Source organism: Microbacterium sp. NPDC077391 (genome assembly GCF_040686955.1).
In the GTDB taxonomy this organism is placed as follows: domain Bacteria; phylum Actinomycetota; class Actinomycetes; order Actinomycetales; family Microbacteriaceae; genus Microbacterium; species Microbacterium commune.
Genome location: NZ_JBFBMI010000002.1, coordinates 22,763 through 47,962 on the forward strand (window position 1 = coordinate 22,763; position 25,200 = coordinate 47,962).

The following is a 25,200-nucleotide window of genomic DNA, read 5'->3' on the forward strand; positions in this document are numbered from 1 at the left end:
CCTTTTGCTCGCGATCATGCGGGAGCACTAACCTTGTCGGGCGCCCACAGGGGCGCGAGCTGGGAGTGAACCGTGAACCCGAAGAACAACGTCGATCCCGAGGATGACGACTCGCTGGGTGTCCTCGACGACACCCCGTCATCGGACACCACGGGAATCGGCCTGATCGGCAGCACCGCGCACGTCGACGTCATCCTCCCCACCGGCGGGTACGACGACGCCGCCGACGACGAGGCCGTGGATGACGAGGTCGTCGGCGGCGAGGTGGCCGCGGTGGTCGCCGACCTGATCATCGACACGTCGGCCGTCGCCGACGCCGAGGTGCTCGCGCGGATCCAGCAGGACGCGCCAGACGTGATCATCGAGCTGCCGGCCGAAGACCTCCCGGCCGCAGCTCCGGAGGCGCCAGGCGGCGCCGAGTCGGAGTCGCCTGCAGCGGATGAGGCCGCGATCGTCGCGGAGATCATCGACGAGCAGGTCTCCGAGACCGAGGCGGATGCGGAGGCCGAGGCCGCGTCCGAGGCTCTTGAGCCTGATGTGAGCGTCATCGCCGTCGGGAGCGACGACGTCGACGATGACGATGACGACGACGACGATGACGACGACGATGACGACGATGACGATGATGATGACGATCACGACGACGATGATGACGATGACGACGACGATGATGACGATGACGACGACGATGATGACGATGACAACGTCGACGACGATGACGACGAAGAAGACGAAGACGTCGACGATGCCGACCACGTCCACGACGATGACGATGACGACGCCGACGACGGCCTCATCGACCTGAGTGCGGACATCATCGACGTCGAACAGGAGAGTGCGGATTCCGGCCTCCCCGCTCCGGCGCCGGCGAGCCCGCCCGCCCGGGTCGAACCGCCCCGACTCCCCGAACCCGCCGCGGAGGCCGATCCCGTGGCTGTCCCTGCACCTGCACCTGCGCCGCGGTCGGCTGCGCCACAGCCGGCCGAGGTCGCACTGACCTCGAAGCGTCTCGACGACCTCGGTGCCGCGGCCACCAGCGAGAGCGCCGACCTGCTCACCGCAGACCGGCTGCTCGACCCCGCGCGCGTCGCCAAGCCCGAGCCCGAGGGCACCTGGAGCCACCTGCTCTACTCCCTCTCCGGCGGCCGCATCAACGTCGGCGACAGCCGCACGGCACGCGAGCGCAAGCAGCTGAGCGCTCGGATCGCCGCGCCGCTCGCCGGCACCGCGCGCTTCGTGCCCGTCCTCTCCCGCAAGGGCGGCGTGGGCAAGACGACCGTCACCGCGCTGCTCGGCATGGCGCTGGCAGACGCGCGCGATGACCGCGTCATCGCCGTCGACGCCAATCCCGATCGCGGCACCCTCGCCGAGCGCGTGGTGGGCTCGCACACCAGGTCCGTCCGCGACCTCGTGCGCGCGCAGCGCGACATCCGCGGGTTCCACGACGTCTCGGCCCTCGTCGCGCGCGACGAGACCCGCCTCGACGTGCTCGCATCCGACGCCGACCCGCATGTCTCCGAGGCATTCGGCGACGTCGACTACCGCGATGTCGCCGCTGTCGCCGCGCAGTACTACTCGCTGGTGCTCACCGACTCCGGCACCGGCATCGTGCACTCCGTGATGAACGCCACCCTCGACCTCGCCGACCAGCTGGTCATCGTGTCGGGGCTGAGCGTCGACGAGGCGCGACTGGCATCCGAGACCATCACCTGGCTCGAGGCGAACGGCCACGCCGCACTCGCCCGCGAGGCGATCGTCGTGCTGAACCAGTCGAACCCCGGTGCGCCGCTGGTGCGCCTCGACGAGCTCGAGGCGCACTTCTCCTCCCGCGCCGCGCACGTGCTGCGCATCCCGTACGACCCGCAGATCGCCGGGGGAGGCGCGATCGACTTCGGCAGCCTGCAGCCGGCCACCCGGCGGGCGGCTCGCGAGATCGCCGCTGTCCTCGTCGAGGGCCTGCGGGAGAAGGCGGCCTGATGACCGTCCGCGAGATCCGGCTGTACGGCGACCCCGTGCTGCGCACCGTCTGCGAGCCGATCGGCGACATCGACGACGGGGTGCGCGCGCTGATCGCCGACCTGATCGACACCGTCGAGCTCCCCGGTCGCGCCGGCGTGGCGGCGAATCAGATCGGCTTCGCCCTGCGCGCCTTCAGCTACAACGTCGACGGTGAGATCGGCTACGTCATCAATCCCGTGCTCACCGAGGTGCGCGGCGAGGCCGTGCCGACGGGCGAGGGATGCCTGTCGGTACCCGGTCTGTGGCACGACACCCCGCGCCATCCGTGGGCCCGTGTCGAGGGAATCGACCTCGACGGCGAACCGGTGGTGCTCGAGGGGGATGGCCTGCTCGCGCAGGCGCTGCAGCACGAGACGGACCACCTCGACGGGCGCGTCTACCTGAGCCGGCTGGAGGGGGAGACCCGCAAGCTGGCCATGCGTCAGGTGCGCGAGAGCGACTGGTTCTGACCCCGCACGCCTCCGGCGGGTGCACCCCGTTCTCGACGGGCATCTCCACGAACACGAAGGGCCCGCGCGGTGCGCGGGCCCTTCGTCGTGTGCTCAGCCGAGCGGAGTGGTGGTCGTCTGCACCGGAGCGTCGTAGATCTCGGTGACCGCGTCGGCGAAGTCGTCGAGGATGATGTTGCGCTTGATCGACATCTTCGGGGTCAGATGCCCGCTCGCCTCGGTCCACTCCACGGGGAGGATGATGAACTTGCGGATCGACTCGGCGCGGGAGACCGTCTTGTTGGCGCGGTCGACCGCTCGCTGCACCTCGTCGCGGACGGCGGGGTGGCGGCTCGCCTCGCTCAGCGACATGTCTGCCGGGAGCCCGTTGTTCGCCAGCCAGGTGGGCAGCATCTCGCTGTCGAGCGTGACCAGGGCTGAGATGAACGGCTTCTGATCGCCGAGCACGACGACCTGACCGACGATCGGGTTCGAGCGGATGGGGTCCTCGAGCAGTGCCGGCGCGACGTTCTTGCCGCCGGCCGTGACGATGATCTCCTTCTTGCGGCCGGTGATGGTCAGGAAGCCCTCGGAGTCGAAGCTGCCGAGATCGCCGGTGCGGAACCAGCCGTCGTCGAACGCGGCCGCGGTCGCCTCGGGGTTGTTCCAGTACTCCTTGAAGACGTTGATGCCCCTGACCTCGATCTCACCGTCGTCGGCGAGGCGCACGCCCACACCGGGAAGGGCCGGGCCCACCGTGCCGATCTTCGACTTGTGAGCGAGGTTCACCGTCGCGGGCGCGGTCGTCTCGGTCAGGCCGTAGCCCTCGAGGATCACCACACCGAGGCTGTGGAAGAAGTGACCGAGTCGGGCGCCGAGAGGAGCCGAGCCGGACACGGCGTAGGACACGTTGCCGCCCATCGCCTCGCGCAGCTTGCTGTAGACGAGCTTGTTGAAGAGGGCGAACTTCATCCGCAGGCCGAACGGGATCGGCTTGCCCTCCTCGAGCAGGGTGGAGTGCTCGATGGCCGCTGCAGCCGCGGCACGGAAGATCTTGCCCTTGCCTCCGGCCTCCGCCTTCTGCTCGGCGGAGTTGTAGACCTTCTCGAACACGCGGGGCACCGCGAGCAGGAAGGTCGGCTTGAACGAGCCCAGCGCGGGGAGCAGCTGCTTCGTGTCGGGCTGGTGCCCGGTGCGCACACCGGAGTGCACGGCGAGAATCGAGATGAACCGCGCGAACACGTGCGCGGTCGTGATGAACAGCAGCGTCGAGGCGCCCGGTGCCGAGACGACCTCGTCGAGGGCCTTCGCGGAGTTGCGCGAGAGCTCGACGAAGTTGCTGTGCGTCAGCACGCAGCCCTTCGGGCGCCCGGTCGAGCCCGACGTGTAGATCAGCGTGGCGATGTCGGAGCCCACGGCGATGCCGCGACGGCGCTCGATCTCGGCGTCATCGACCTCGGCCCCGCGTGCGGTGAGGGTGTCGATCGCGCCGAGGTGCAGCTGCCAGATCTCGCGCACGAGCGGCAGATCGCCGCGCACCTCGTCTGCACGCGTGAAGTGCTCGGCGGACTCGACGATCAGCGCGGTCGCTCCGGAGTCCTCCATGATCCACTGGATCTGCGCGGGGGAGCTCGTCTCGTAGATGGGGACCATCACGGCGCCGGCGTAGAACAGCGCGAAGTCGATGAGGGTCCAGTCGTAGGTCGTCTTCGCGATGAAGCCGACCTTCTCGCCTGGCTGGATGCCGGCGGCGACGAACCCCTTGGCCAGAGCGATCACCGCGGTCTCGAAATCCTTCGCGGAGATGTCGCGCCATCCGTCGCCCTCGGGCACGCTGAACAGCGCGAGATCGGGGGTCTTCTTCACCCGCTCGGCGAGCAGATCGCTGACGTTCCCCTCCGGGTCGGCAGGGACGATTGCGGGGACTTCGAACTGGGCCACGGCAGCTCCTTCGGCACCGATCGGACGGGTGTCCCTGAAGTCTATGCCATGAGACTCAGTCGCAGATTGAGAGAAACTCGGTCGCCGATGTCGCCTCGGCGCTAGACTTCCCACGATGTTCTACTGGCTGATGAAGTACATCGCGATCGGTCCGCTGGTCAAGGCGATCTTCCGACCCTGGATCGTGGGGCGCGACAACGTCCCCACCAGCGGCGCGGCCATTCTGGCGAGCAATCATCTGTCCTTCGCCGACTCGATCTTCCTGCCGCTGCTCATCGACCGGCCCATGTCGTTCCTGGCCAAGAGCGACTACTTCACCGGCCGCGGTCCGAAGGGCTGGGCGACCAGGCTCTTCATGAAGGGCACGGGCCAGATCCCGATCGACCGCTCCGGAGGCAAGGCATCCGAGGCCTCACTCAACACCGGCCTGCAGATCCTCGGCCGCGGCGATCTGCTCGGGATCTATCCCGAGGGAACCCGCAGTCCTGACGGGCGCCTCTACCGCGGGCGGACCGGGATCGCGCGCATGGCGCTGGAGGCGAAGGTCCCGGTGATCCCGGTGGTCATGGTCGACACCGACACGGCCATGCCGATCGGCCAGCGGATCCCCAACATCATGCGCGTCGGCATCGTGATCGGCGAACCGCTGGACTTCTCGCGCTATGAGGGCATGGAGAACGACCGCTACATCCTCAGGTCCGTGACCGACGAGATCATGATCGCGCTGCAGCGCCTGGGTGCACAGCGCTACGACGACGTGTACGCCTCCACCGTGAAAGATCGTCTGCCACCGGGCGCACCCGGGCGTCCCTGACCTCCGGCGGTTCAGCCGCCCCCTCGTCACAGGGCCGATCGGTGCTGTCAGCGGACACTAAGCTTGAGGACATGCTTCCCTCGCACCCCGAACTCGACGCGTGGCGATCCCTTCCCATCAAGCAGCAGCCGCAGTGGCCCGACGCCGAGCGAGTCGCCGAGGTGTCGACCCAGCTCGCGGCGCTCCCGCCGCTGGTGTTCGCGGGTGAGGTCGACAACCTGCGCGCGCGGCTCGCCCGCGCCGCATCCGGAAACGCCTTCCTGCTGCAGGGAGGCGACTGCGCCGAGACGTTCGCCGGTGCCACCGCAGACCAGATCCGCAACCGGATCAAGACCGTGCTGCAGATGGCGGTCGTGCTCACCTACGGTGCGTCGATGCCGGTCGTGAAGATGGGCCGCATGGCCGGTCAGTTCGCCAAGCCGCGCTCCAGCGACACCGAGACCCGGGGCGAGGTCACGCTGCCCGCGTACCGCGGTGACATTGTCAACGGCTACGACTTCACCGAGAACTCGCGCCAGGCCGACCCCGGTCGGCTGCTGCAGGGCTACCACATGGCGGCGTCGACCCTGAACCTGATCCGTGCGTTCACGCAGGGTGGTTTCGCCGACCTCCGCGAGGTGCACTCGTGGAACAAGGGCTTCGCGCAGAACCCGGCGAACCAGCGCTACGAGCGGATGGCCGCCGAGATCGACCGGGCGATCAAGTTCATGGAGGCGGCCGGCGCCGACTTCGAGGAGCTCAAGCGCGTCGAGTTCTTCACGGGCCATGAGGGTCTGCTGATGGACTACGAGAGCCCGATGACCCGCATCGACTCGCGCACGGGCACTCCGTACAACACGTCGGCGCACTTCCTCTGGGTGGGGGAGCGCACGCGTGAGCTCGACGGCGCGCATGTCGACTACTTCTCGCGCATCCGCAACCCCATCGGCGTGAAGCTCGGCCCGACGACGACTCCCGACACCGCGCTCGCGCTGATCGACAAGCTCGACCCGAATCGCGAGCCGGGCCGGCTCACCTTCATCACGCGGATGGGTGCGGGAAAGATCCGGGATGCCCTTCCGCCGCTGCTCGAGGCGGTCAAGGACTCCGGAGCCGTGCCGCTCTGGGTCACCGACCCCATGCACGGCAACGGCATCACCACGCCCAGCGGCTACAAGACGCGGCGCTTCGACGACGTCGTCGACGAGGTCCGCGGCTTCTTCGAGGCGCACCGCGCGGTGGGCACGTTCCCCGGTGGCATCCACGTCGAACTCACCGGCGATGACGTCACCGAGTGCCTCGGCGGCTCGGAGCAGATCGATGAGGCCGGCCTCGCGACCCGCTACGAGAGCCTGTGCGACCCTCGTCTGAACCACATGCAGAGTCTCGAGCTGGCCTTCCTCGTCGCGGAGGAGCTCGAGAAGCGCTGAGCCCGCGAGCATGACGAGAGCGGCCGCCCGGATCACCGGGCGGCCGCTCTCGTCATGTCGGGAGACGTCCGGTCAGCAGAAGAACCCGGGCGTGAGCGTCACCGTCGTGCCGCGCGCGGCGCTGCCGTTCGGGTCGTAGCTGCACACCTTGTAGACGTCCCAGTACTTGCCGCCGAGGGGCAGCTCGATGTCCTCGATCGTGGGATTCACCTTGAACCCGGCGCCCTGCAGCGCGTCGACCGCCTGCCGCACGGTCTTGCCCTTCACATCGGGGATCGGCAGCGGCTGCGGTCCCTTCGAGACGGTCAGCGTCACGGTGTCGCCGGGGCGCCAGGGGCCTCCGTCTGCACGCTCGGCGCTCTGTGCGATGACCGACCCCCTGGCGACCGAGTCGCTCCAGTCCTCCGGGCGCTCGTCTGCGACCTGCAGGCGGGCGTCCTCGAGCTGGCGCACCGCCTCGTCGACGGGTCGCCCGGTGACGTCGGGAACCGGGCCGAGCGAGAGCTGGATGAGCGCCGTGTCGTCCTCGAACACCTCGCAGCCGTCGGCGCAGGCGTACGCCTCGCCCTGGTCGCGCGGAGTGACGCGCACATTGAGGACCAGGTCCTTCCCGAGCTCGTCGAAGTACTCCTCGACGTCATCGGCGACGTTCACGCCGTTCTCGGTGAGGATGGCGCGCACCTCGTCGGCGCTCTTGCCGCGCAGAGCCGGCAGGTCGTGCCTGGCGGGGCCGGTCGAGACGACCAGCGTCACCGTGCTGTCCTTCTCGACCCGCTCGCCTTCGCCGGGCGCGGATTCGATGATGAGCCCCGCGTCGACGTCGATCGACGACTTCTCGGCCCGCTCGGGAACGAGCCCCTCGGAGGTGACCGCGGCAGCGGCGTCCTCGTAGGTCATCCCCGCGACAGTCGGAACGGCGATGAGCGAGCCGGGGCCGGATCCGAACCACCATCCGACACCTCCCGCGAGCACCGCGAGCAGCAGCACGACGGTGAGCAGCGCCGCGCCGGTGGAGCGGCGACGTGCGGTCCGGCGACGCAGCCGGGTGGCGTTGTCGACCGACTCCTCGGTCTCCTCGACGGGGGTCGGCAGCAGCGCGGTGCCCGGCAGGATCTTCGTGACCGATCCGGAGTCGTATTCGCGTGCCGGCGCATCGGTCGCGGTGGGGGCGGGGGCGACGCCGATCTCGCGCTCGATCTCGCGCAGTCGCGTGAGCATCGCCTTCGCGTCGAGGGGACGATCATCGGGGGACTTCTCCGTGGCCCAGAGCACCAGCTCGTCGAGCGGCTCGGGAACCGACGGGTTGCGCGCGCTCGGTCGCGGTACCTGCTCGGTGGCGTGCTGGAAGGCGATCTGCATCGGCTGCTCGCCCTTGTACGGCTGCTCGCCGACGAGCATCTCGTACAGCATGATGCCGAGGGCGTAGATGTCGCTGCGCGCGTCCGCCGTGCCGCGGGTCACGAGCTCGGGGGCGAGGTAGGCGATCGTGCCGAGCAGCTGGGCGCCGGTGGCCGTGTTCGCCGTCGTCGCCCTGGCCAGTCCGAAGTCGCCGATCTTGATGCGGCCGTCCTCGGCCAGCAGGACATTCTCGGGCTTCACATCGCGGTGCACGATCCCGGCGGCGTGGGCGGCGGCGAGACCAGAGAGGATCGCGTCCATGATGGTGATCGTCTGCGTGATCGTGAGCCGCTTCTGCTCGCGCATCAGCTCGCGCAGGGTGATGCCGGGCAGGTACTCCATCACCAGGTAGGCGAGCTCGCCGTCCTGACCCTGGTCGAACACGTTCACGACGTGCGGATCGGCCAGCCGCGCGGCGGCTCTGGCCTCCTGGATGAAACGGCTCTGGAACGCCGAGTCGTCGCTGAGATGCGCGTGCATCACCTTGAGCGCGATGCGCCGCTCGAGACGCATGTCGGTGGCCACGTAGACGGTCGCCATGCCACCACGGGCGATCCGCGCGCGAACACGATACCTGCCGTCGACAAGCCGCCCGATGAGCGGGTCGGCCTGCGGAGTGTTCACAGGTCGAGTCTATGAAGAACAGGCTGGGTGAACAGGCAACGGCGCACCGCAGGCGGGTTTCGATCCGGTGACGATGGGCGCGTCATCGCAGCGCGGCGAGCCACTGATTCGCCTGCCGCTCCCACATTCCGTAGCGATCCGGGTACGCCGACACCTGCACGGCCTGGGCGGCAGCGGTGAACGGCATGTCCTGCCACCCCGGGATGTCGAGCAGCCCCCGGGTCGCGGAGCCGTTGGGGTCGGCCGCGCCGCCGTAGAACACGCGGATGCTGCGGTCGGCATCCAGCGCCTGCGCCGTCGTGCCCCACCCCTGACTCGGGCGCTGCTGGAACAGGCCGAGGGAGTCGCGGTCGCCGTGGTCGAGGTTGCGCATCGACGACTCGACCATCGCCGTGGCCAGCGCGATCGCGATGCCGCGATCGGGCACGCCGAGCTCGCGTCCGATGCGGACGATGTGCGCCGCATGCGCGGTCTGGGTGGCATCCAGCGCAGCCGAGCGCTGCGGTGCCGTCGCGGCCGCGGCCGCCACCGGGGCGGTGAGTCGAAGCGCCTGTCCCGGGTAGATGATGCTGCCCTCGCCGAGGCCGTTCACATGGAGCAGGTGGGAGACGCTCGTGGCGTACTTCCGGGCGATCCCGAAGATGGTGTCGCCCGCGGCGACGGTGTGCGAGGCGGGTGCCGCGGCAGCGGGCGGAGCGGCGGGCGCCACAGCGGAGACGGGCGCGGGGGCCGGTGTCGAGCCGGCGGCGACGCGCAGCGTCTGGCCCGGGGTGATGATGGCCGAGCCGGCGATGCCGTTGATCGACATGATCGCCGAGACCGTCGTGCCGTATCGCTTCGCGATGGCGAACACGGTGTCTCCGGGCACGACCGTGTGCGTGGCGGCCGGCGCGGCAGCCGGCGGTGCGGTGGTCGACGGTGCGGATGCGGGGGAGAGGCGCAGCTTCTGGCCGGGGAAGATCACCGATCGCCAGCCCAGGCCGTTCCAGGCGAGCAGGTCGGCTGTGGCGACACCGTGTCTCGCGGCCACTGACGAGACGGTGTCACCCGGTCGGATCGTGTAGTCGGACGGCCGCGCGACGACAGGGCGGACGACGGTGCGCGGGGCGCTGGCGGCGGTCGGCACGGTGCGCACGCTCGGCGCGTGGCTCGCCGCCGCGGCGGAGCGGACCTCCGCGGCGCCGGCGGGCGCGGCGGTGAGGGCGGCCGCCAGGGTGCCGACGACGGCGGCCGGTGCCGCGATCCGCACGGCCGCGGTGCGCGGGTTGGTCATGTTCATGTCGTCTCTCTCCCTTGGTCCCCAGGTGCGCCCGGTTCCCAGAGGCGCTTCGATCCACAGAAACGCTGACACGCATGTAAACGGATGTCAACAGATGGGAACAGTGTGACTCGCGTGGTTCATGTGATCTGAGACGCCGCGGTCGGCTGCGGATGAGATAGTGGGAGGGTGTCTGAGAACGCTGCTGATCCCTCCGCCTGGCTGACGATTCCCGAGCTCGCCGAGGCGCTTCACGAGACGCCTGGCCGCGTCCGCCGTCTGCTCGACGAGCACTACCTGATCGGCTCGCGTCGGCACGGCTCGTTCGCGGTGCCCGCCGTGTTCGTCGTCGAGGGCCGGCCGCTGCCGTCGCTGCGCGGCACGATCATGGCACTGCAGGACGCCTCGTTCTCGGACGACGAGATCATCGACTGGCTGCTCGCGGAGGAGGAGACGCTCGGCCGCTCGCCGATCGCCGCGCTTCTCGCCGGGCACAAGAGCGAGGTCCGCCGCGTGGCCCGAACCCTCGCCTGAGGGCCCGTCCGTCCGGCGGTGTGCCCGCATGACGGCTGCGTGCAGCCCGACCGGGCTGCCGGAGCGGCTCAGGCCGACCGGGTGATCGCGGCCTCGGCCAGACCCTGCAGCGTCCGCGCCGCGGTCTCGTTCAGATCCGCGTCGCGGAGCGCTCGCACGGCCGCATCGCTGTAGTCGGCGATCATCTGCTCGACCCGCGCTGCCGCGCCCGTCTCGTGGATCAGCTCCTGCAGACGAGCGACCTCGTCGGCGCTGAGGTCGGGATCGCCGATGCGCGCATCGAGATGAGCGCGGGCATCCGCAGTCAGTGCCTCGCGCGCGATCGCAATGAGCGCGGTGCGCTTGCCCTCGCGAAGATCGTCGCCCGCGGGCTTGCCCGTGACGGCGGGATCGCCGAAGACGCCGAGCACGTCGTCGCGCAGCTGGAAGGCCATGCCGACCGGATGCCCGAACGCGCGCAGCTGCGTGAGCAGCCGCCCGTCCGCGCCGCCGAGGGTCGCGCCGAGGAGGATCGGCTGCTCGACGCTGTAGCGCGCGGACTTGAGCGCTGCCACGCGCAGCGCCCGTTCGATGAGCGAGGCCGGCGGGTTGACGCCCCAGGCCGACTCCTCGGTCACGTCCAGCATCTGGCCGACGGTGACGTCGCGCCGCATGCGGGCGTACTCGGCGCGGGTGGGCGCGGCGTGCGGATGCCCGGCGAGGCACTCCTCGAGCAGATCGTCGCTCCAGGCGACGAGGAGGTCGCCGAGCAGCACCGCCGTCGCGCGGCCGAAGGTCTCGGCGTCGCCGTGCCAGCCGGCTTCGCGATGCGCGGCTTCCAGCGCGCGATGCGAGGCAGGGCGCCCACGGCGCGTGTCGGAGTTGTCGATCAGGTCATCGTGCACGAGGGCCGCGGACTGGAAGACCTCCAGCGCCGCGCCGAGACCCCACAGCGCGGGGTCCGCCGTCGTGCTCTCGCCGGCGGCTGCGAGCCAGCCGGCATGCGCGAAGCGCGCGCGGAGACGCTTTCCGCCCTGCAGTGTGGCGACGGCGGCGTCCAGGAACAGCTCGGCGTCGGGTCCGTACTCCGCGCTCTGCGAGCGGATGCTCTGCACGAATCGGTCGAGTCTCGCTGTGACGGCGTCGATGACGAGGGAGGAAGACACGATTCCCAGCCTAGATGCAGACAATCGGGCGCCGCTCGGCTAGCCGACCGCGTCGCGCGCGGGTAGACTGGGATGACCGAACCGAGGGGGTTGGACATGCCTCTTTCCGAACAAGAGCAGCGCATGCTCGATGAGATGGAACGCCATCTCCTCCAGCACGATGCCGATGTCGTCACCGCGCCGTCCGGCGACCGGGCTCTCAGCTACCGGAATCTGGTCTACGGCGCTCTGCTGCTGCTCGCGGGCATCGGCGGTCTCGTCGCCGCGGTCGCCGCAGGTGAACAGCTCGGTGTCGTCGGCAGCATCATCCTCGGCGTCGTCGCCTTCCTCGCCATGCTGGGCGGTGCGATCCTCGCGTTCACGCCGGTGCGCCGCACCGCGCAGGCCCCCGCGCCGACGAGCACTCGCAGTGCGAAGCCGCGCGACTCCTCGTTCATGGATCGCATGAACGACCGCTGGGATCGGCGGCAGGACGACCGCTGAGTCGCACCGTCGACCCTGACCCCCCGAGAGACCCGGATGCCGAGCATCCGGGTTTTTTCATGCCTTCGTGACGGCGTCCGGTCCACCGCCCGCCCCGACCCCTCCACTCAGCCTCCACCGCGCTCCACCCGCTCACTTCGCCGGAATGACGGGCGCTGCGCGCGCGGGCGGGCGAACCCCGACGCGTACCGCGCCGAATTCTCGTAGGAAAGTGGAGCGAAGTGGAGTAAAGTGGTGCGCACCTCGGGTTGGCCGGACGCAGAGGGGGTGATGACCGGTGCTGCTGGGTACTCACACGCCGAAGCTGGACGACAAGGGCCGTGTCATCCTTCCTGCGAAGTTCCGCGAGGACCTCGCCGGCGGCATCGTGGTCACCCGCGGGCAGGAGCGATGCCTGTACGTGTTCAGCACCGCCGAGTTCGAGGCCAAGCACGAGCGGATCCGTCAGGCCCCGCTCACCGACAAGCAGGCGCGCAGCTTCCTGCGCATGTTCCTCTCCGGAGCCAGCGCCGAGATGCCCGACAGCCAGAACCGCATCACCATCCCGGCCCACCTGCGTCAGTACGCGGGTCTGGAGAAGGAGCTGGTCGTGACCGGAGTCGGCGCCCACGCCGAGATCTGGGACGCCGCCGCCTGGAACGACTATCTCGAGAGCAACGAAGAGTCCTACGCCGATCTGGAACAGGAGGTGATTCCCGGCTTGTTCTGACCACGGCTGTGATGCCTCGCCGCTCCGCCCCGACACACTTCCCCGGTGCCGGGTCGAGCGGAGAGGAATCAGAGCCGGAGGTCACGGGAGAACATCATGAGCATCCGCGACATCCACACACCCGTGCTGCTGGAGCGCTGCATCGAGCTGCTCGCACCGGCGCTGCAGCAGGACGGCGCGGTGCTCGTCGACGCCACGCTCGGCATGGGAGGGCACTCCGAGGCCTTCCTGGAGCGCTTTCCCGGCATCCGCCTGATCGGACTCGACCGCGACACCGACGCCCTTCGGATCGCGGGCGAACGGCTGGCGCCCTTCGGCGATCGCGTCACGCTCGTGCACACCGTCTACGACGAGATCGGCCTGCACGCGCAGGGCGCCTCGGCGATCCTGTTCGACCTCGGCGTCTCCTCGCTGCAGCTCGACGAGGCGGAGCGCGGCTTCGCGTACTCCAAGGATGCGCCGCTCGACATGCGGATGGACCAGACGAAGGGGCGCACCGCGGCGACCATCCTCGCCGAGTACAGCGAGGGGCAGCTGCGACGCATCTTCGAGCGCTTCGGCGAGGAGAAGCTCGCCGGCCGGTACGCGCGGTTCATCGTGGCGGCCAGGGAAGAGCATCCGCTCACCCGTTCCGGTGAGCTGGTCGACCTGCTCGTCGCCGCCACGCCCGCAGCGGCGCAGCGCGCCGGGCACCCCGCCAAGCGCGTCTTCCAGGCGCTGCGCATCGAGGTGAACTCCGAACTCAGCGTGCTCGCCGACGCCATCCCCGCGGCGATGGACGCCCTGGTCGTCGGCGGCCGGATCGCCGTCATGGCGTACCAGTCCCTGGAGGACCGCCTCGTCAAGCAGGCGTTCGCGGCGGCATCCAGGTCGACGGCGCCCGCCGGCCTCCCCGTGGAGCTGCCCGAGCACGCTCCCCGCTTCCGCGCCCTGACGAAGGGTGCGGAACTGGCGAGCGACGAAGAGAAGGCGCGCAACCCGCGCGCGATACCCGTGCGGCTGCGCGCCGCTGAGAAGCTGAGGGAGTCGGCATGAGCCTCCAGACCGCGCGCGCCCTGCCGCGCCCCGCACCGCACGTGGACGCACCGCGCGCAGAGCCGTCGCGGCGGCTGACCCCGGTCACCGCGCCCGCGCCCAGACGCCGACCACGCCTGGGGTACGCCGCCCTCGCCGTCGGCGGTGCACTGGCGATCGGTGCCGCGCAGATGGGCATCTCGCTCGCCACCACTCAGGACGCGTTCGTTCTCGCGGGCCTGAACACCCAGCAGCACGAGCTCGGGCTGCAGAAGCAGTCGCTGCACGAGCAGCTCATCGGCATCAGCTCGCCGCAGTCGCTCGCGCAGAAGGCGGATGCCCTGGGGCTCGTCGTGGCAGGATCCGCGTCGTACCTGCGTCTCAGCGACGGGCAGGTCCTCGGCGCCGGAGACAGCGCCAGCTGGGCATCCACCGTCAACCCGAACGGGGGAACCGCGATCGGCAACGCGCTGCTCGCACCGCCGCCGCCACCACCCGCCGCCGACACCGTGCCGGTTCTGGACGACGCCGCCCCCGCCGACGCCGCAGCTGACGCCGTGGTCGTCCCGTCCGAGCCTGCCGCCCCTCCGGTCGTCACCGGCGGCCTCCCCACCCCCGTCACCCGATAGCCCACGTCACGGAGACGCGAATGACGACTCGAGCCACTCGTTCACAGCGCCGACGCACTGTCGTCGCTCTCGCGGTGATCCTCACGGTTCTCAGCGCCTTCGTGTTCCGCCTCGTCGACATCCAGGTGGTGCACGCCGACGACCACGTCGCCGAGGGGGTGAACACCGGGAATCTCGGATCGACCCAGGTGATCGCCGGGGCGCGCGGCGACATCACCGACGCCACGGGCACCGTGCTCGCCTCGAGCGTGCTCGTCTACGACGCCGAGCTGTCCCCGGTGCTCATCCGCCAGTTCGAGGAGCAGACCGACGAGCGGAAGAAGCCGAAGCTCGCGTGGGATGAGGCCAGCGAGCGCATCGCCCGCATCGCGGGCATCAGCGCCGACGGCCTGCGCGAGCGCCTCACCGAGAAGCTCGCAGAGGATCCGGACTCGCAGTACCTCGAACTGGCGAGCGGATTGAGCACCGAGCAGTACCTCGAGCTGCGCTCGCTGAAGGCCGATCAGGGTCTCGCCTACATCGCCATGAAGCCGCGGTCGGTGCGGGTGTACCCGAACGGAGCGGTCGCCGGCAGCACGCTCGGCTTCCTCGACGGATCCGGCGCCCCCCAGTACGGCGTCGAGCGCATCGCGAACGAGTGCCTCACGCCCGAGAACGGCGAGATGACCTACCTCAGCGGTCAGGGCGGTGTGAAGATCCCGGGCAGCGAGCAGATCACGCCCGCCGTCGACGGCGGCACGGTCGAGCTCACCATCAACAGCGACCTGAACTGGTACCTGCAGCAGATGATCGCCGAAGAGGCGCAGAAGCAGGGCGCCCAGAGCGGCACGGTCACCGTCGTCGAGGTGAAGACCGGGAAGATCCGCGCCATGGCGGAGTGGCCGGCGCTCGACCCGAACGACGTCGACAGCGTGCCGGCCCGGCTGTGGAACTCGCAGATCTTCACGTACACCTACGAACCCGGATCGACGTTCAAGCCGATCACCGCGGCGACGCTGCTGGAGGAGAAGGCCATGACACCCGAGACCACCGTCTCGGCGGAGAGCCGGGAGCGCTTCCCCAACGGCGCGAACATCGGCGACGCCTTCTCGCACCCCCGCTACGACTACACCCTCGCCGGCGCGCTCATCGACTCGTCGAACGTGGCGCTGTCGAAGTTCGGCACGATGGTGTCACCGGAGACCCGCTACGAGTACCTGAAGAAGTTCGGCGTGGGCGAGAAAACCGATGTCGGCTGGTATCTGGAGGAGCCGGGCGGGGTGGCGGCACCGCAGACCTGGGACAGCCAGACCCTGTACACGACCACCTTCGGTCAGGCGTTCACCGTCACGCCCGCGCAGGTGGTGCGCGCCTACCAGACCCTCGCGAACGACGGCGAGCGGATCGGCCTGAGCCTGATCGAATCCTGCACCGGCAGCGACGGCACGGTGCACCGGACCCGCGCCGAGCGCGAGCAGGTCATCTCCGCCGACACCGCCTCCCAGGTCCGTCGCATGCTCGAGAACGTGGCGGTGCAGGGCGGGCTCGCCGACACCATCGCCGTCCCCGGCTACCGGATCGGGTCCAAGACAGGCACCGCGCAGAAGCCGGACGGGCGCGGCGGGTACAAGGCAGGGGTGTACTTCACGAGCATCCTCGGCGTCGCTCCGATCGAGGATCCGCAGTACGTCGTGATGGTCACCCTCGACGAGCCGACTAGGATTACATCGTCCGCGGCGACCGCGCCTGCTCTGCAGAAGGCGCTCACCCAGGTGCTCAAGACCTACCGCGTCGCTCCCTCTTCGCAGCCCATGGACGAGCTGCTTCCGAAATTCGACTAGCCGGCGCTCCGCCGCGCAAGGAGATGCCACATGATCGCCCTTTCGCTCGGTCAGATCGCCGAGATCCTCCGAGGTGAGCTGCGCCTGCACGCCTCCGACACGGCTGACACCGTCGTGGACGGGGTCGTCGACACCGACTCCAGGGAGATGACCCCCGGAGCGATCTTCGTCGCCAAGCCCGGCGAGACCACCGACGGGCACCGGTTCGTGCCGGCCGCCGCCGATGCGGGCGCTGTGCTCGCCATCGTGGAGCGCCCCGTCGAGGCGCCGATCACGCAGATCGTCGTCGCCGATGCCGTCACCGCTCTGGCCGACCTTGCGCGAGAGGTGGTCGCGCGCGTGCGCGCGGCAGGCCGACTGCGGATCGTGGGCATCACCGGTTCGAACGGCAAGACGACGACGAAGAACTTCCTCGCGCGCATCCTGTCGGATGAGGGCGAGACGGTCGCACCGGTGCGCTCGTACAACAACGAGGTCGGCGCACCGCTGACCATGCTCCGCGTGACCCCTGACACGCGCTACCTGGTCAGCGAGTTCGGCGCCGCCGGGCGCGGCAGCATCGCGCGTCTCGCCGGTCTCGTCGAGCCGGACGTCTCGGTCGTGCTGATGGTCGGTCTGGCGCACGCCGGAGGATTCGGCGGCATCGAGCAGACGGCGCTGGCGAAGTCCGAGCTGGTCTCCGCCGCACGAGCAGACGGGACCGCCGTGCTGAACGTCGACGACCCGCGTGTCTGGGCGATGCGTCGCATCGCCGAGGAGCGGGGCATGTCGGTGGTCGGTTTCGGCCAGCATCCGGATGCCGAGGTCCGCGCCGACCGCATCGAGGTGGCGTCCGACGGCACGACCGCGGCCATCATCGTCGACGGCGAGGAGACGCCGCTGCGGCTGCAGGTGCTCGGAGCGCACCACGTGCACAACGCCCTCGCCGCGATCGCGGCCGCCCGCGTGCTCGGCGTGCCGGTCGCGGACTCGATCAGCCGCCTGGAGACGGTGCGGATCGCCGAGCGCTGGCGCATGCAGCCGATGGGCTCCGACCGCGTGCGCATCATCAACGACGCGTACAACGCCAGCCCCGACTCGATGGCCGCGGCTCTTCGCACGCTCGCGCAGATCTCCGGGCCCGGTGAGCGCACGGTCGCCGTGCTCGGCGCGATGAGCGAGCTCGGCGAGACGGCAGGGGAGGAGCACGATCGCATCGGTCTGCTCGCCGTGCGGCTGAACATCCAGCGGATCGTGGTCGTCGGCCCTGAGGCGAGGCGTCTGTACCTCGCGGCTGTCGGCGAGGGCTCGTGGGACGGCGAGGCCGTGCATCTGCCCGATCAGGACGCGGCGTTCGAGTACCTGAGACACGAGCTGCGGGACGGGGATCGGGTGCTCGTGAAGTCGTCCAACTCCGCCGGGCTCCGCCATCTCGGCGATCGTCTGGGAGAATCGTTCTCGTGAGGTCTTTGTTGATGGCGACCGCGATCTCGCTCGCCTTCTCGCTCTTCCTGACCCCGGTCTTCCTCAAGGTCTTCCGCCGGATCGGCTGGGGGCAGGTCATCCGCACCCCCGAGGACATCGCCAACCCGAGCCACGAGGCCAAGCGGGGCACGCCCACGATGGGCGGCGTGATCTTCATCCTCGGCACGATCGTGGGGTACTTCGCCGGCAGCCTGTTCGGCGGCACGACGCCCGCTCTGTCGGCCATCCTCGTGCTGTGGCTGATGGTCGGCTTCGGCGTCGTCGGATTCGTCGACGACTACATGAAGGTCCGCAGTCAGCGCAGTCTCGGGCTCTCGGGCTGGCGCAAGGTCGTCGGACAGCTGCTCGTGCTCGTGCCGTTCGGCATCGTGGCGCTGAACTTCCCCAACCGCCTCGGGCAGTATCCCGCCAGCGGCTACGTCTCGCTGTTCCGCGACATCCCCTGGCTCAACCTGTTCGCGTTCGGGGCGGTGCTGGGCTGGATCCTCTATCTGATCTGGGTCGCCGTGATCGGCGTCGCCACGTCGAACAGCGTGAACCTGACCGACGGGCTCGACGGTCTGGCGGCAGGCGCGGGCGTCTTCGTCGTCGGCGCGTACAGCCTCATCGCGTTCTGGCAGTTCAAGCAGTCGTGCGTGGGATCGCTGCTGGCGCAGGCCGGATGCTACGAGGTGCGCGAGCCCCTCAACCTGGCGACGGTCGCGGCCGCGTTCGCGGGTGGACTGGTCGGGTTCCTGTGGTGGAACGCGCCCAAGGCGAAGGTGTTCATGGGCGACGTCGGATCGATGGCCATCGGAGGCGTCGTGACGGCGATGGCGATCCTCACCCGCACCGAGCTGCTGCTGTTCATCATCGCGGGCATCTTCGTCATCTCCTCCGGCTCGGTCATCCTGCAGCGCCTGTACTTCAAGGTCACCCGCGGCAAGCGCCTGTTCCTGATGAGTCCGTTCCATCACCACCTCGAGATGCGCGGCTGGGCCGAGGTGACGATCGTCGTGCGGCTGTGGATCATCGCCGGGCTCCTCGCCGTGTCCGCCGTCGGACTCTTCTACGTCGACTGGCTGATCCAGGCATGAGCACGCGACTCGACTCGCTCACCAGCTGGCACGCGGACTGGTCGGGGCTGCGCGTCGCCGTGCTCGGCCTGTCGATGACGGGGTTCTCCGCGGCGGACACGCTCACCGAGCTCGGCGCCGATGTGCTCGTGCTCTCGGAAGAGGCCTCGGAGGAGTACGCCCGCCTCGTGCCCGTGATCGGCGCGCGCCTGGAACTCGGCTCGCTGTCGGAGGTGCCGGCGGCACTGAGCGACTTCGCTCCCGATGTCGTCCTCGCCTCGCCCGGCTTCGCGCCATCGCATCCGGTGATCCGCTGGGCGCAGCAGAACGACATCGCCCTCTGGGGTGACGTCGAGCTGGCCTGGCGGGTGCGCGACAAGGTCCTGCGGGCCGACGGCACCCCGGCCGAATGGGTGCTCATCACCGGGACGAACGGCAAGACCACGACGACGCAGCTCGCTGCGACGCTGCTGCAGGCCGGCGGGCTGCGCGCGGCGCCCTGCGGCAACATCGGCGTCCCGGTGCTCGACGCCGTGCGCGACCCCGGCGGCTTCGACGTCCTCGTGGTCGAGCTGTCGAGTCATCAGCTCTGGTACATCGGGCAGTCGGCGGCGGCCGGGCAGCTCGTCCCGCACGCCGCGGTCTGCCTGAACCTGGCGGACGACCACCTCGTGTGGCACGGCAGCGCAGATGCCTATCGCGAGGCGAAGTCGTTCGTCTACCGCCACACGAAGCTCGCCTGCGTGTACAACAAGGCCGACGCCGCGACCCTGCGCATGGTCGAGGAGGCGGATGTCATCGAGGGCGCCAGGGCGATCGGGTTCGATCTGGGCACCCCGGGACCGAGCGACCTCGGCGTCGTGGACGGCATCGTGGTCGACAGGGCGTTCCACGACGATCGTCGCCACAGCGCCCTCGAGCTCACGACCGTCGCCGAGCTCCGGTCGGTCGGGCTGGACGCACCGCACATCGTGCAGAACATCCTCGCGGCGTCCGCCCTCGCCCGATCGCTCGGCGTCGCACCGTCCGACATCCACGACGCTCTGCAGGGCTTCGCCCTGGACGCGCACCGCATCCAGGTCATCGCCGAGCATCGCGGTGTCCGCTGGATCGACGACTCGAAGGCGACCAACCCGCACGCCGCCGCCTCGTCCCTGCGCGCCTACCCGGGCGCCGTGTGGGTCGTCGGCGGCGACCTGAAGGGCGTCGACCTCGCCGCGCTCGTCGCCGACGCCGGCCGCACGGCCGCTGCGGCGATCGTCATCGGCGTGGAGCGCGCTCCGGTTCTCGCGGCATTCGAGCGACACGCATCGCAGGTGCCCGTCTTCGAGGTCGTCCCCGGCGAGACTGGGGAGGTCATGGATCGCGTCGTGGAACTGGCGGCCGGGATCATCGACGGCGAGGGCACGGTGCTGCTGGCCCCCGCCGCGGCATCCTTCGACCAGTTCTCGAGTTACGCGGACCGAGGAGAGCGCTTCGCACAGGCGGTGCGCGGATGGATCGAGCGATCCGGAACGTAGACGGAGAGGGCGGATGACGCAGACGACCAGCCCTCCGAGCGCCGGCGACCGCGGTCTCGCCGCCCGCGTCTCCCTCGGCAGACGGTTCACGCCGCCGACGACGGAGTTCGTGCTCATCGCGTCGACCGCCCTGGTGCTGACCGTCTTCGGATGGGTGATGGTGCTCTCCGCCACCAGCGCGAGGCCCGACCCGTGGGACGGCGCGCTCAAGCAGGGGATCTTCGCGATGCTCGGCATCCCGCTGATGCTGCTGATCAGCAGGATGCCCGTCGCCTTCCTCGGACGGATCGCCTGGCCCGCGCTGATCGGCGCGACCGCGCTGCAGCTGCTCGTGTTCGTGCCGGGCCTTCGCGTGTCGTCGTACGGCAACACGAACTGGGTGAACATCGCCGGTTTCCAGCTGCAGCCCTCTGAATTCCTCAAGCTCGCCCTCGCCCTGTGGATCGCGTTCGTGCTGCTGCGCAAACGCGCGCGCCTGGGCATCTGGCACCACGTGTTCATCCCGGTCGTCCCGGTCTCGATCATGGCCATCGGCACCGTGATCGGCGGGGAGGACCTCGGCACCGCGATGGTCCTCGTGCTGATCGTGCTCGGGGCCCTGTTCTTCGCCGGTGTCAAGCTGCGACTGTTCATCCTTCCCCTGATCGGCGGCATCGTGGCCGTGCTCGGCTACGCGCTCACCAGCGAGAACCGGATGAAGCGCATCCTCTCGGCGTTCAGCCCCGAGTCCTGCGACCCGACGAGGGAGTGCTACCAGGCGGTGCACGGGATGTGGGGCATGGCCAACGGCGGGATCTTCGGCGTCGGCCTGGGCAACTCGCAGGAGAAGTACGGCTGGCTGCCCGCCGCGGAGAACGACTACATCTTCGCGATCGTCGGCGAGGAGCTCGGCCTGATCGGCTGCGTTCTGGTGCTCGCGCTGTTCGCGGTGTTCGCGATCGGCGTCTTCCGCATCGTGCGCCGCTCAGCCGACCCCTTCGCGCGGGTCGCCGCCGGCGGCATCGGGGTGTGGATCCTGGGGCAGGCGCTCATCAACATCGGCGTCGTGCTGCGAGTGTTCCCGGTGATGGGCGTGCCGCTGCCGTTCATGTCGCAGGGCGGCAGCGCGCTCATCTCGGTTCTCGCCGCATGCGGTGTGCTGTTGGCCTTCGCACGCACGCTCCCCGCCGCAGAGTCCGTTGCCCGCGCTCAGCCTACGCGCGGGCGGGTCGCGACGACGCAGGGTAGGGTCGCGAAGAGCGATGTACTGAGCGAGCGGAGCGCGACGAAGTGATTTCGTATCTCCTCGCCGGCGGGGGCACCGCCGGCCACGTCAATCCGCTGCTCGCCGTCGCCGACCAGCTGGGCGATCGCGCCGACGGCGACGTGCTGGTGCTCGGCACGAGGGAGGGGCTCGAGGCGCGCCTCGTCCCCGAGCGGGGGTACGAGCTTCTCATCGTCGACAAGGTGCCGTTCCCGCGTCGTCCCGATGGTGCGGCGGTCGTGTTCCCCGCGCGCTTCCAGCGTGCGGTGTCGCAGGTGCGTCAGCACATCCGCAGCCGCGGCGTGGATGTCGTCGTCGGATTCGGCGGCTACGCCTCTGCGCCCGCCTATGTCGCGGCACGGCGCGAACGCATCCCCTTCGTGGTGCACGAGGCGAACGCCAGACCGGGTCTGGCGAACGTGCTCGGCGCCCGCTCGGCGGCCGCTGTGGGCGTCGCATTCGCGGGTACGCCGCTGAAGCGCGGGGAGGTCGTCGGCATGCCGCTGCGCCGCGAGATCGTCGACCTCGACCGCCGGGCGACGCGGGCCGAGGCCGCCGCCCACTTCGGCCTCGACGCGGAGCGTCCTGTGCTGCTCGTCTTCGGCGGGTCGCTGGGCGCCCTGCGCCTCAACGAGGCGATCGCCGACTCGTGGGGCGACGTGCTCTCCGCCGGCTGGCAGCTGCTGCACGCCACGGGCGAGCGCAGCGACCTGGTCGATCCGGGGGTGCCCGGATACGCCATGCGCCGGTACATCGACCGGATGGATCTCGCGTTCGCCCTCGCCGATCTGATCGTGTCGCGCTCGGGCTCGGCGACGGTCAGCGAGGTCAGCGCCCTGGGCATCCCGGCGGTGTACGTGCCGTACGCGGTCGGCAACGGCGAGCAGCGACTGAACGCGGCCTCCGCCGTCGCGGCGGGAGCCGCCGTGCTGCTCGACGACGCGACCTTCGACGGCGATGTCGTGCGCGAGAAGATCATCCCGCTCCTCCGCGACCGCTCGCGCATCGACGCGATGACGGCCGCGGCCGTGAGCATCGGCTCCCGCACGGGCACCGAGGACCTCATCGCGCTGATCGATCGCGCACTCGCTGAAAAGTAGACTGGGAGCGACATGATCAGACCCGACCTCTCCCTTCCGATCCCCGACACCATCACCTCCGCGCACTTCATCGGCATCGGCGGTTCCGGTATGAGTGGGCTCGCGAAGATGTTCCTCGATGCGGGCATCCGCGTCTCCGGCTCAGACCGGGCCGACAGCGACAACCTGCGAGCACTCGCTGCCGCGGGGGCCACCGTGCACGTCGGACATGACGCCGCACACCTCGGCGACGCCGACACGGTCATCCACACCGGGGCGATCTGGCCCGAGAACCCCGAGTTCGTCACCGCGAAGCACCGCGGGCTGCACGTGATCCACCGCTCGCAGGCGCTGCACTGGCTGATCGGCGGGCGCCGCCTCGTCTCCGTCGCCGGTGCGCACGGCAAGACCAGCTCGACCGGCATGCTCGTCACCGCTCTGCACGCGCTGGGGGCCGACCCGAGCTTCGTCAACGGCGGCGTCATCGAGCAGCTCGGCGTCTCGAGCGGCACGGGGGCCGACGAGCTGTTCGTGATCGAGGCCGACGAGTCAGACGGCACGTTCCTGCTGTACGACACGGCGGTCGCCCTGATCACCAACGTCGATCCCGACCATCTCGACTTCTTCGGATCCGAGCAGGCGTTCTACGACGCCTTCGTCCGCTTCGGCGACGAGGCGCGACAGGCCGTGGTGATCTCGAGCGACGACCCCGGAGCGCAGCGGGTGCGTGTCAGCCTCAGCCACCGCGCGGTCGTCACGTTCGGGCGCGCGGCGGACGCCGATCTGCGCATCGACGACATCGTCACCACCGGCGGCGCGTCCGCGACACTGGTGCACAAGGGCGAGTCGGTGCGCATGCAGCTGGCCGTCCCCGGCGCGCACAATGCGATCAACGCGGGCGGCGTCGTCGCGGTGCTGCTCACGCTCGGCTACGGGCTGACCGAGGCGGCGCGCGCGGTGGAGGGATTCGCCGGGACGGTGCGCCGGCTCGAGCTGCACGGCGAGGCGCGCGGCGTGCAGGTGTACGACGACTACTCGCACCATCCGACCGAGGTCCGCGCCGCTCTCGAGGCGATGCGCGGGGTCGCGGGCTCCGGTCGCCTGATCGCGATCCAGCAGCCGCACACCTACTCGCGCACGCAGCACATGTTCCGGGAGTTCGCCGCCGTGCTCGAGGAGCTCGCCGATCACACGGTGATGCTCGACGTCTACGGCGCGCGCGAGGACCCGGTGCCGGGGGTGACGGGAGAGCTGGTCAGCGGGGCCTTCGCCGACCAGGCGAACGTGTGCTACCTGCCCGACTGGCAGCAGGCGGCGGACTACACCGCCCGCATCGCCCGCGAGGGCGACTGCGTGGTGACACTGGGCTGCGGAAACGTGTACCAGATCATCCCGCAGGTGCTCGACGCACTGCGCCGCCCCGCCGAGGACTGACGTGCGGCGCCCGGCACCGCTTCCCGCCTCGCCCGAGGAGCCGACTCCGGACGACGTCGCCGACAGCGCATCGCCCGAACGCCGTCGCCGCCCCCTGCTGCGTTTCGGCGCGACGGGGCAGCGCGACGCCGGCACGCGGGTCGGGGCACCCGACGTCGGCGCCCCGGATGCCGCTGATCCGGACGCTTCTGGAGTGAAGCCCGTCTCGGGCTCCGACAGCGACGGGTACGCCGTGACCGCGGTGATCGAGGACGGCGAACGCGATGCCGGGCAGCCCGCGATGCGCAGCAGCGAGGTCTGGCGCGCCGCGCGCGCACGGCGGAAGGCGCTGCGCGCCGAGATCCGTCGATTCACCCAGCGCTCCCGGCGGCGGCGTCTCGCCGTATGGGGATCGACGGCCGCTCTGGTCGCTCTCGTCCTGGGCAGCATGATCGCGGCGTACAGTCCGCTGTTCTCGGTGGAGAAGATCACCGTCGCCGGCGCGACGAGCATCGATCCGGCCGCCGTGCAGCGATCGCTGTCCGACCAGATCGGCGCGCCGCTCGCGCTGGTCGACGCGGACCGCGTGGCGTCGGCGCTGGCCGAGTTCCCGATCATCGAGTCCTACGCCCTTGAGGTCCGCCCGCCGCGCGAGCTGCTGGTGCGCATCGTGGAGCGCACACCGGTGGGAGCGATTCGCGACGGCAACGCCTACTCGGTGGTCGACGCCGCCGGCGTGGTGCTCTCGACGAGTGCGGAACGGCCCGAGAGCACTCCGGAGCTCGACATCACCGGCGGTCTCGACTCGGCCGCGTTCCACAGCGCGGGACTGGTCATGCGGTCGCTGCCCGCCGACCTGCGCGCGACGGTGACTCAGGTGCGTGCGGCCTCCGGCGATGATGTGACGCTCAGCCTCGCCGACGGCAAGACGGTCGTTTGGGGGAGTGAGCAGGACTCGGCTCGCAAGGCCGCGGTGCTGGTTCGCCTGATCGCCGCCGCGCCCCAGTCGAGCACGTTCGACGTGTCGTCTCCGACCGTTCCTGTGGTGGGTTGAGGGCAGATCGCGGCGACACGCCGTGTCGGTGCGCGCGCATGACGGTGTTGCGCATAGCGTCGTTGACGAGAACGCAATACCGGGAAACAGTTTAACCCTCTCGTTGAGGTTTAAGGTTTATCCCTCGTCAGGCTCGAATAACGGAGG

At 69.9% G+C, this 25,200-nt stretch carries 21 protein-coding genes; 17 read left to right on the forward strand and 4 right to left on the reverse strand.

The genetic code is table 11. The annotated features are described in order from the left end of the window. The first annotated feature begins 72 nt into the window (after positions 1–72). Together AB0O65_RS05420 and def are read left to right on the forward strand one after the other, a co-directional pair. Entirely contained in the window at positions 73–1,977 is a 1,905-nt protein-coding gene (locus AB0O65_RS05420) for a MinD/ParA family protein (RefSeq protein ID WP_363383563.1), read from the forward strand. Beyond that, positions 1,977–2,468, forward strand: coding sequence for a peptide deformylase (def, locus tag AB0O65_RS05425; RefSeq protein ID WP_071642508.1), 492 nt, complete (start codon positions 1,977–1,979; stop codon positions 2,466–2,468). Before AB0O65_RS05420 ends, def begins: the two co-directional genes overlap by 1 nt. 93 nt (positions 2,469–2,561) lie before the next feature. Here def and AB0O65_RS05430 read toward each other — a convergent pair whose 3' ends face one another. Beyond that, on the reverse strand, positions 2,562–4,388 hold the full coding sequence (locus AB0O65_RS05430; protein WP_363383565.1) for a long-chain fatty acid--CoA ligase: 1,827 nt from the start codon (positions 4,386–4,388) through the stop codon (positions 2,562–2,564). Between the two features lie 115 nt (positions 4,389–4,503). On the opposite strand from AB0O65_RS05430, the gene AB0O65_RS05435 reads away from it, so the two are divergent. Next, positions 4,504–5,202 (forward strand): lysophospholipid acyltransferase family protein, encoded by a 699-nt coding sequence (locus AB0O65_RS05435; protein WP_071642512.1) that lies wholly within the window; start codon positions 4,504–4,506, stop codon positions 5,200–5,202. Between the two features lie 71 nt (positions 5,203–5,273). Further along, positions 5,274–6,611: a class II 3-deoxy-7-phosphoheptulonate synthase gene (locus AB0O65_RS05440; RefSeq protein ID WP_191713259.1), complete on the forward strand. Its 1,338-nt coding sequence runs from the start codon at positions 5,274–5,276 to the stop codon at positions 6,609–6,611. A 72-nt stretch (positions 6,612–6,683) separates the two neighbouring features. Here the strand turns inward: AB0O65_RS05440 and pknB are convergent, their stop codons facing one another. Then, positions 6,684–8,633: a Stk1 family PASTA domain-containing Ser/Thr kinase gene (gene pknB / locus AB0O65_RS05445; protein WP_313478184.1), complete on the reverse strand. Its 1,950-nt coding sequence runs from the start codon at positions 8,631–8,633 to the stop codon at positions 6,684–6,686. Positions 8,634–8,715: 82 nt separating this feature from the next. After that, positions 8,716–9,912, reverse strand: a complete 1,197-nt coding sequence (locus AB0O65_RS05450; RefSeq protein ID WP_363383568.1) for a LysM peptidoglycan-binding domain-containing protein — start codon at positions 9,910–9,912, stop codon at positions 8,716–8,718. A 168-nt stretch (positions 9,913–10,080) separates the two neighbouring features. On the opposite strand from AB0O65_RS05450, the gene AB0O65_RS05455 reads away from it, so the two are divergent. Continuing rightward, the gene (locus AB0O65_RS05455; RefSeq protein WP_071642517.1) at positions 10,081–10,425 is read left to right on the forward strand and encodes an Rv2175c family DNA-binding protein; all 345 of its coding nucleotides are present in this window, start codon (positions 10,081–10,083) and stop codon (positions 10,423–10,425) included. A gap of 68 nt (positions 10,426–10,493) precedes the next feature. On the opposite strand, the gene AB0O65_RS05460 is transcribed toward AB0O65_RS05455, so the two are convergent. Further along, positions 10,494–11,570: a polyprenyl synthetase family protein gene (locus AB0O65_RS05460; protein ID WP_363383570.1), complete on the reverse strand. Its 1,077-nt coding sequence runs from the start codon at positions 11,568–11,570 to the stop codon at positions 10,494–10,496. Between the two features lie 96 nt (positions 11,571–11,666). Here AB0O65_RS05460 and AB0O65_RS05465 point away from each other — a divergent pair, with 96 nt between their 5' ends. From AB0O65_RS05465 to AB0O65_RS05520, 12 genes are all read left to right on the forward strand, one after another. Continuing rightward, positions 11,667–12,053, forward strand: a complete 387-nt coding sequence (locus AB0O65_RS05465; protein ID WP_071642519.1) for a DUF3040 domain-containing protein — start codon at positions 11,667–11,669, stop codon at positions 12,051–12,053. Positions 12,054–12,330: 277 nt separating this feature from the next. Further along, a complete protein-coding gene (mraZ, locus tag AB0O65_RS05470) occupies positions 12,331–12,762 on the forward strand; it encodes a division/cell wall cluster transcriptional repressor MraZ (RefSeq protein WP_071642521.1) in 432 nt (143 codons plus the stop codon). Between the two features lie 96 nt (positions 12,763–12,858). After that, entirely contained in the window at positions 12,859–13,797 is a 939-nt protein-coding gene (rsmH, locus tag AB0O65_RS05475) for a 16S rRNA (cytosine(1402)-N(4))-methyltransferase RsmH (RefSeq protein ID WP_071642523.1), read from the forward strand. Continuing rightward, positions 13,794–14,405, forward strand: coding sequence for a hypothetical protein (locus tag AB0O65_RS05480; RefSeq protein ID WP_071642525.1), 612 nt, complete (start codon positions 13,794–13,796; stop codon positions 14,403–14,405). Before rsmH ends, AB0O65_RS05480 begins: the two co-directional genes overlap by 4 nt. Positions 14,406–14,425: 20 nt before the next feature. Then, the gene (locus AB0O65_RS05485) at positions 14,426–16,225 is read left to right on the forward strand and encodes a penicillin-binding protein 2 (protein WP_071642527.1); all 1,800 of its coding nucleotides are present in this window, start codon (positions 14,426–14,428) and stop codon (positions 16,223–16,225) included. Between the two features lie 30 nt (positions 16,226–16,255). Continuing rightward, positions 16,256–17,668 (forward strand): UDP-N-acetylmuramoyl-tripeptide--D-alanyl-D-alanine ligase, encoded by a 1,413-nt coding sequence (gene murF, locus AB0O65_RS05490; protein ID WP_071642529.1) that lies wholly within the window; start codon positions 16,256–16,258, stop codon positions 17,666–17,668. Next, positions 17,665–18,765 (forward strand): phospho-N-acetylmuramoyl-pentapeptide-transferase, encoded by a 1,101-nt coding sequence (mraY, locus tag AB0O65_RS05495; RefSeq protein ID WP_071642531.1) that lies wholly within the window; start codon positions 17,665–17,667, stop codon positions 18,763–18,765. Before murF ends, mraY begins: the two co-directional genes overlap by 4 nt. Further along, positions 18,762–20,264, forward strand: coding sequence for a UDP-N-acetylmuramoyl-L-alanine--D-glutamate ligase (murD, locus tag AB0O65_RS05500; RefSeq protein ID WP_363383573.1), 1,503 nt, complete (start codon positions 18,762–18,764; stop codon positions 20,262–20,264). The genes mraY and murD overlap by 4 nt, the downstream gene beginning before the upstream one ends. A gap of 13 nt (positions 20,265–20,277) precedes the next feature. Next, positions 20,278–21,537 (forward strand): putative peptidoglycan glycosyltransferase FtsW, encoded by a 1,260-nt coding sequence (locus AB0O65_RS05505; protein WP_071642535.1) that lies wholly within the window; start codon positions 20,278–20,280, stop codon positions 21,535–21,537. Continuing rightward, positions 21,534–22,607, forward strand: coding sequence for a UDP-N-acetylglucosamine--N-acetylmuramyl-(pentapeptide) pyrophosphoryl-undecaprenol N-acetylglucosamine transferase (locus AB0O65_RS05510; RefSeq protein WP_363383575.1), 1,074 nt, complete (start codon positions 21,534–21,536; stop codon positions 22,605–22,607). Before AB0O65_RS05505 ends, AB0O65_RS05510 begins: the two co-directional genes overlap by 4 nt. Positions 22,608–22,619: 12 nt before the next feature. Further along, entirely contained in the window at positions 22,620–24,020 is a 1,401-nt protein-coding gene (murC, locus tag AB0O65_RS05515) for a UDP-N-acetylmuramate--L-alanine ligase (RefSeq protein ID WP_363383577.1), read from the forward strand. Between the two features lies 1 nt (position 24,021). Then, positions 24,022–25,053 carry an FtsQ-type POTRA domain-containing protein gene (locus tag AB0O65_RS05520; RefSeq protein WP_071642541.1) on the forward strand — a complete coding sequence of 344 codons (1,032 nt, stop codon included), beginning with the start codon at positions 24,022–24,024 and terminating at the stop codon, positions 25,051–25,053. Positions 25,054–25,200 lie beyond the last annotated feature (147 nt).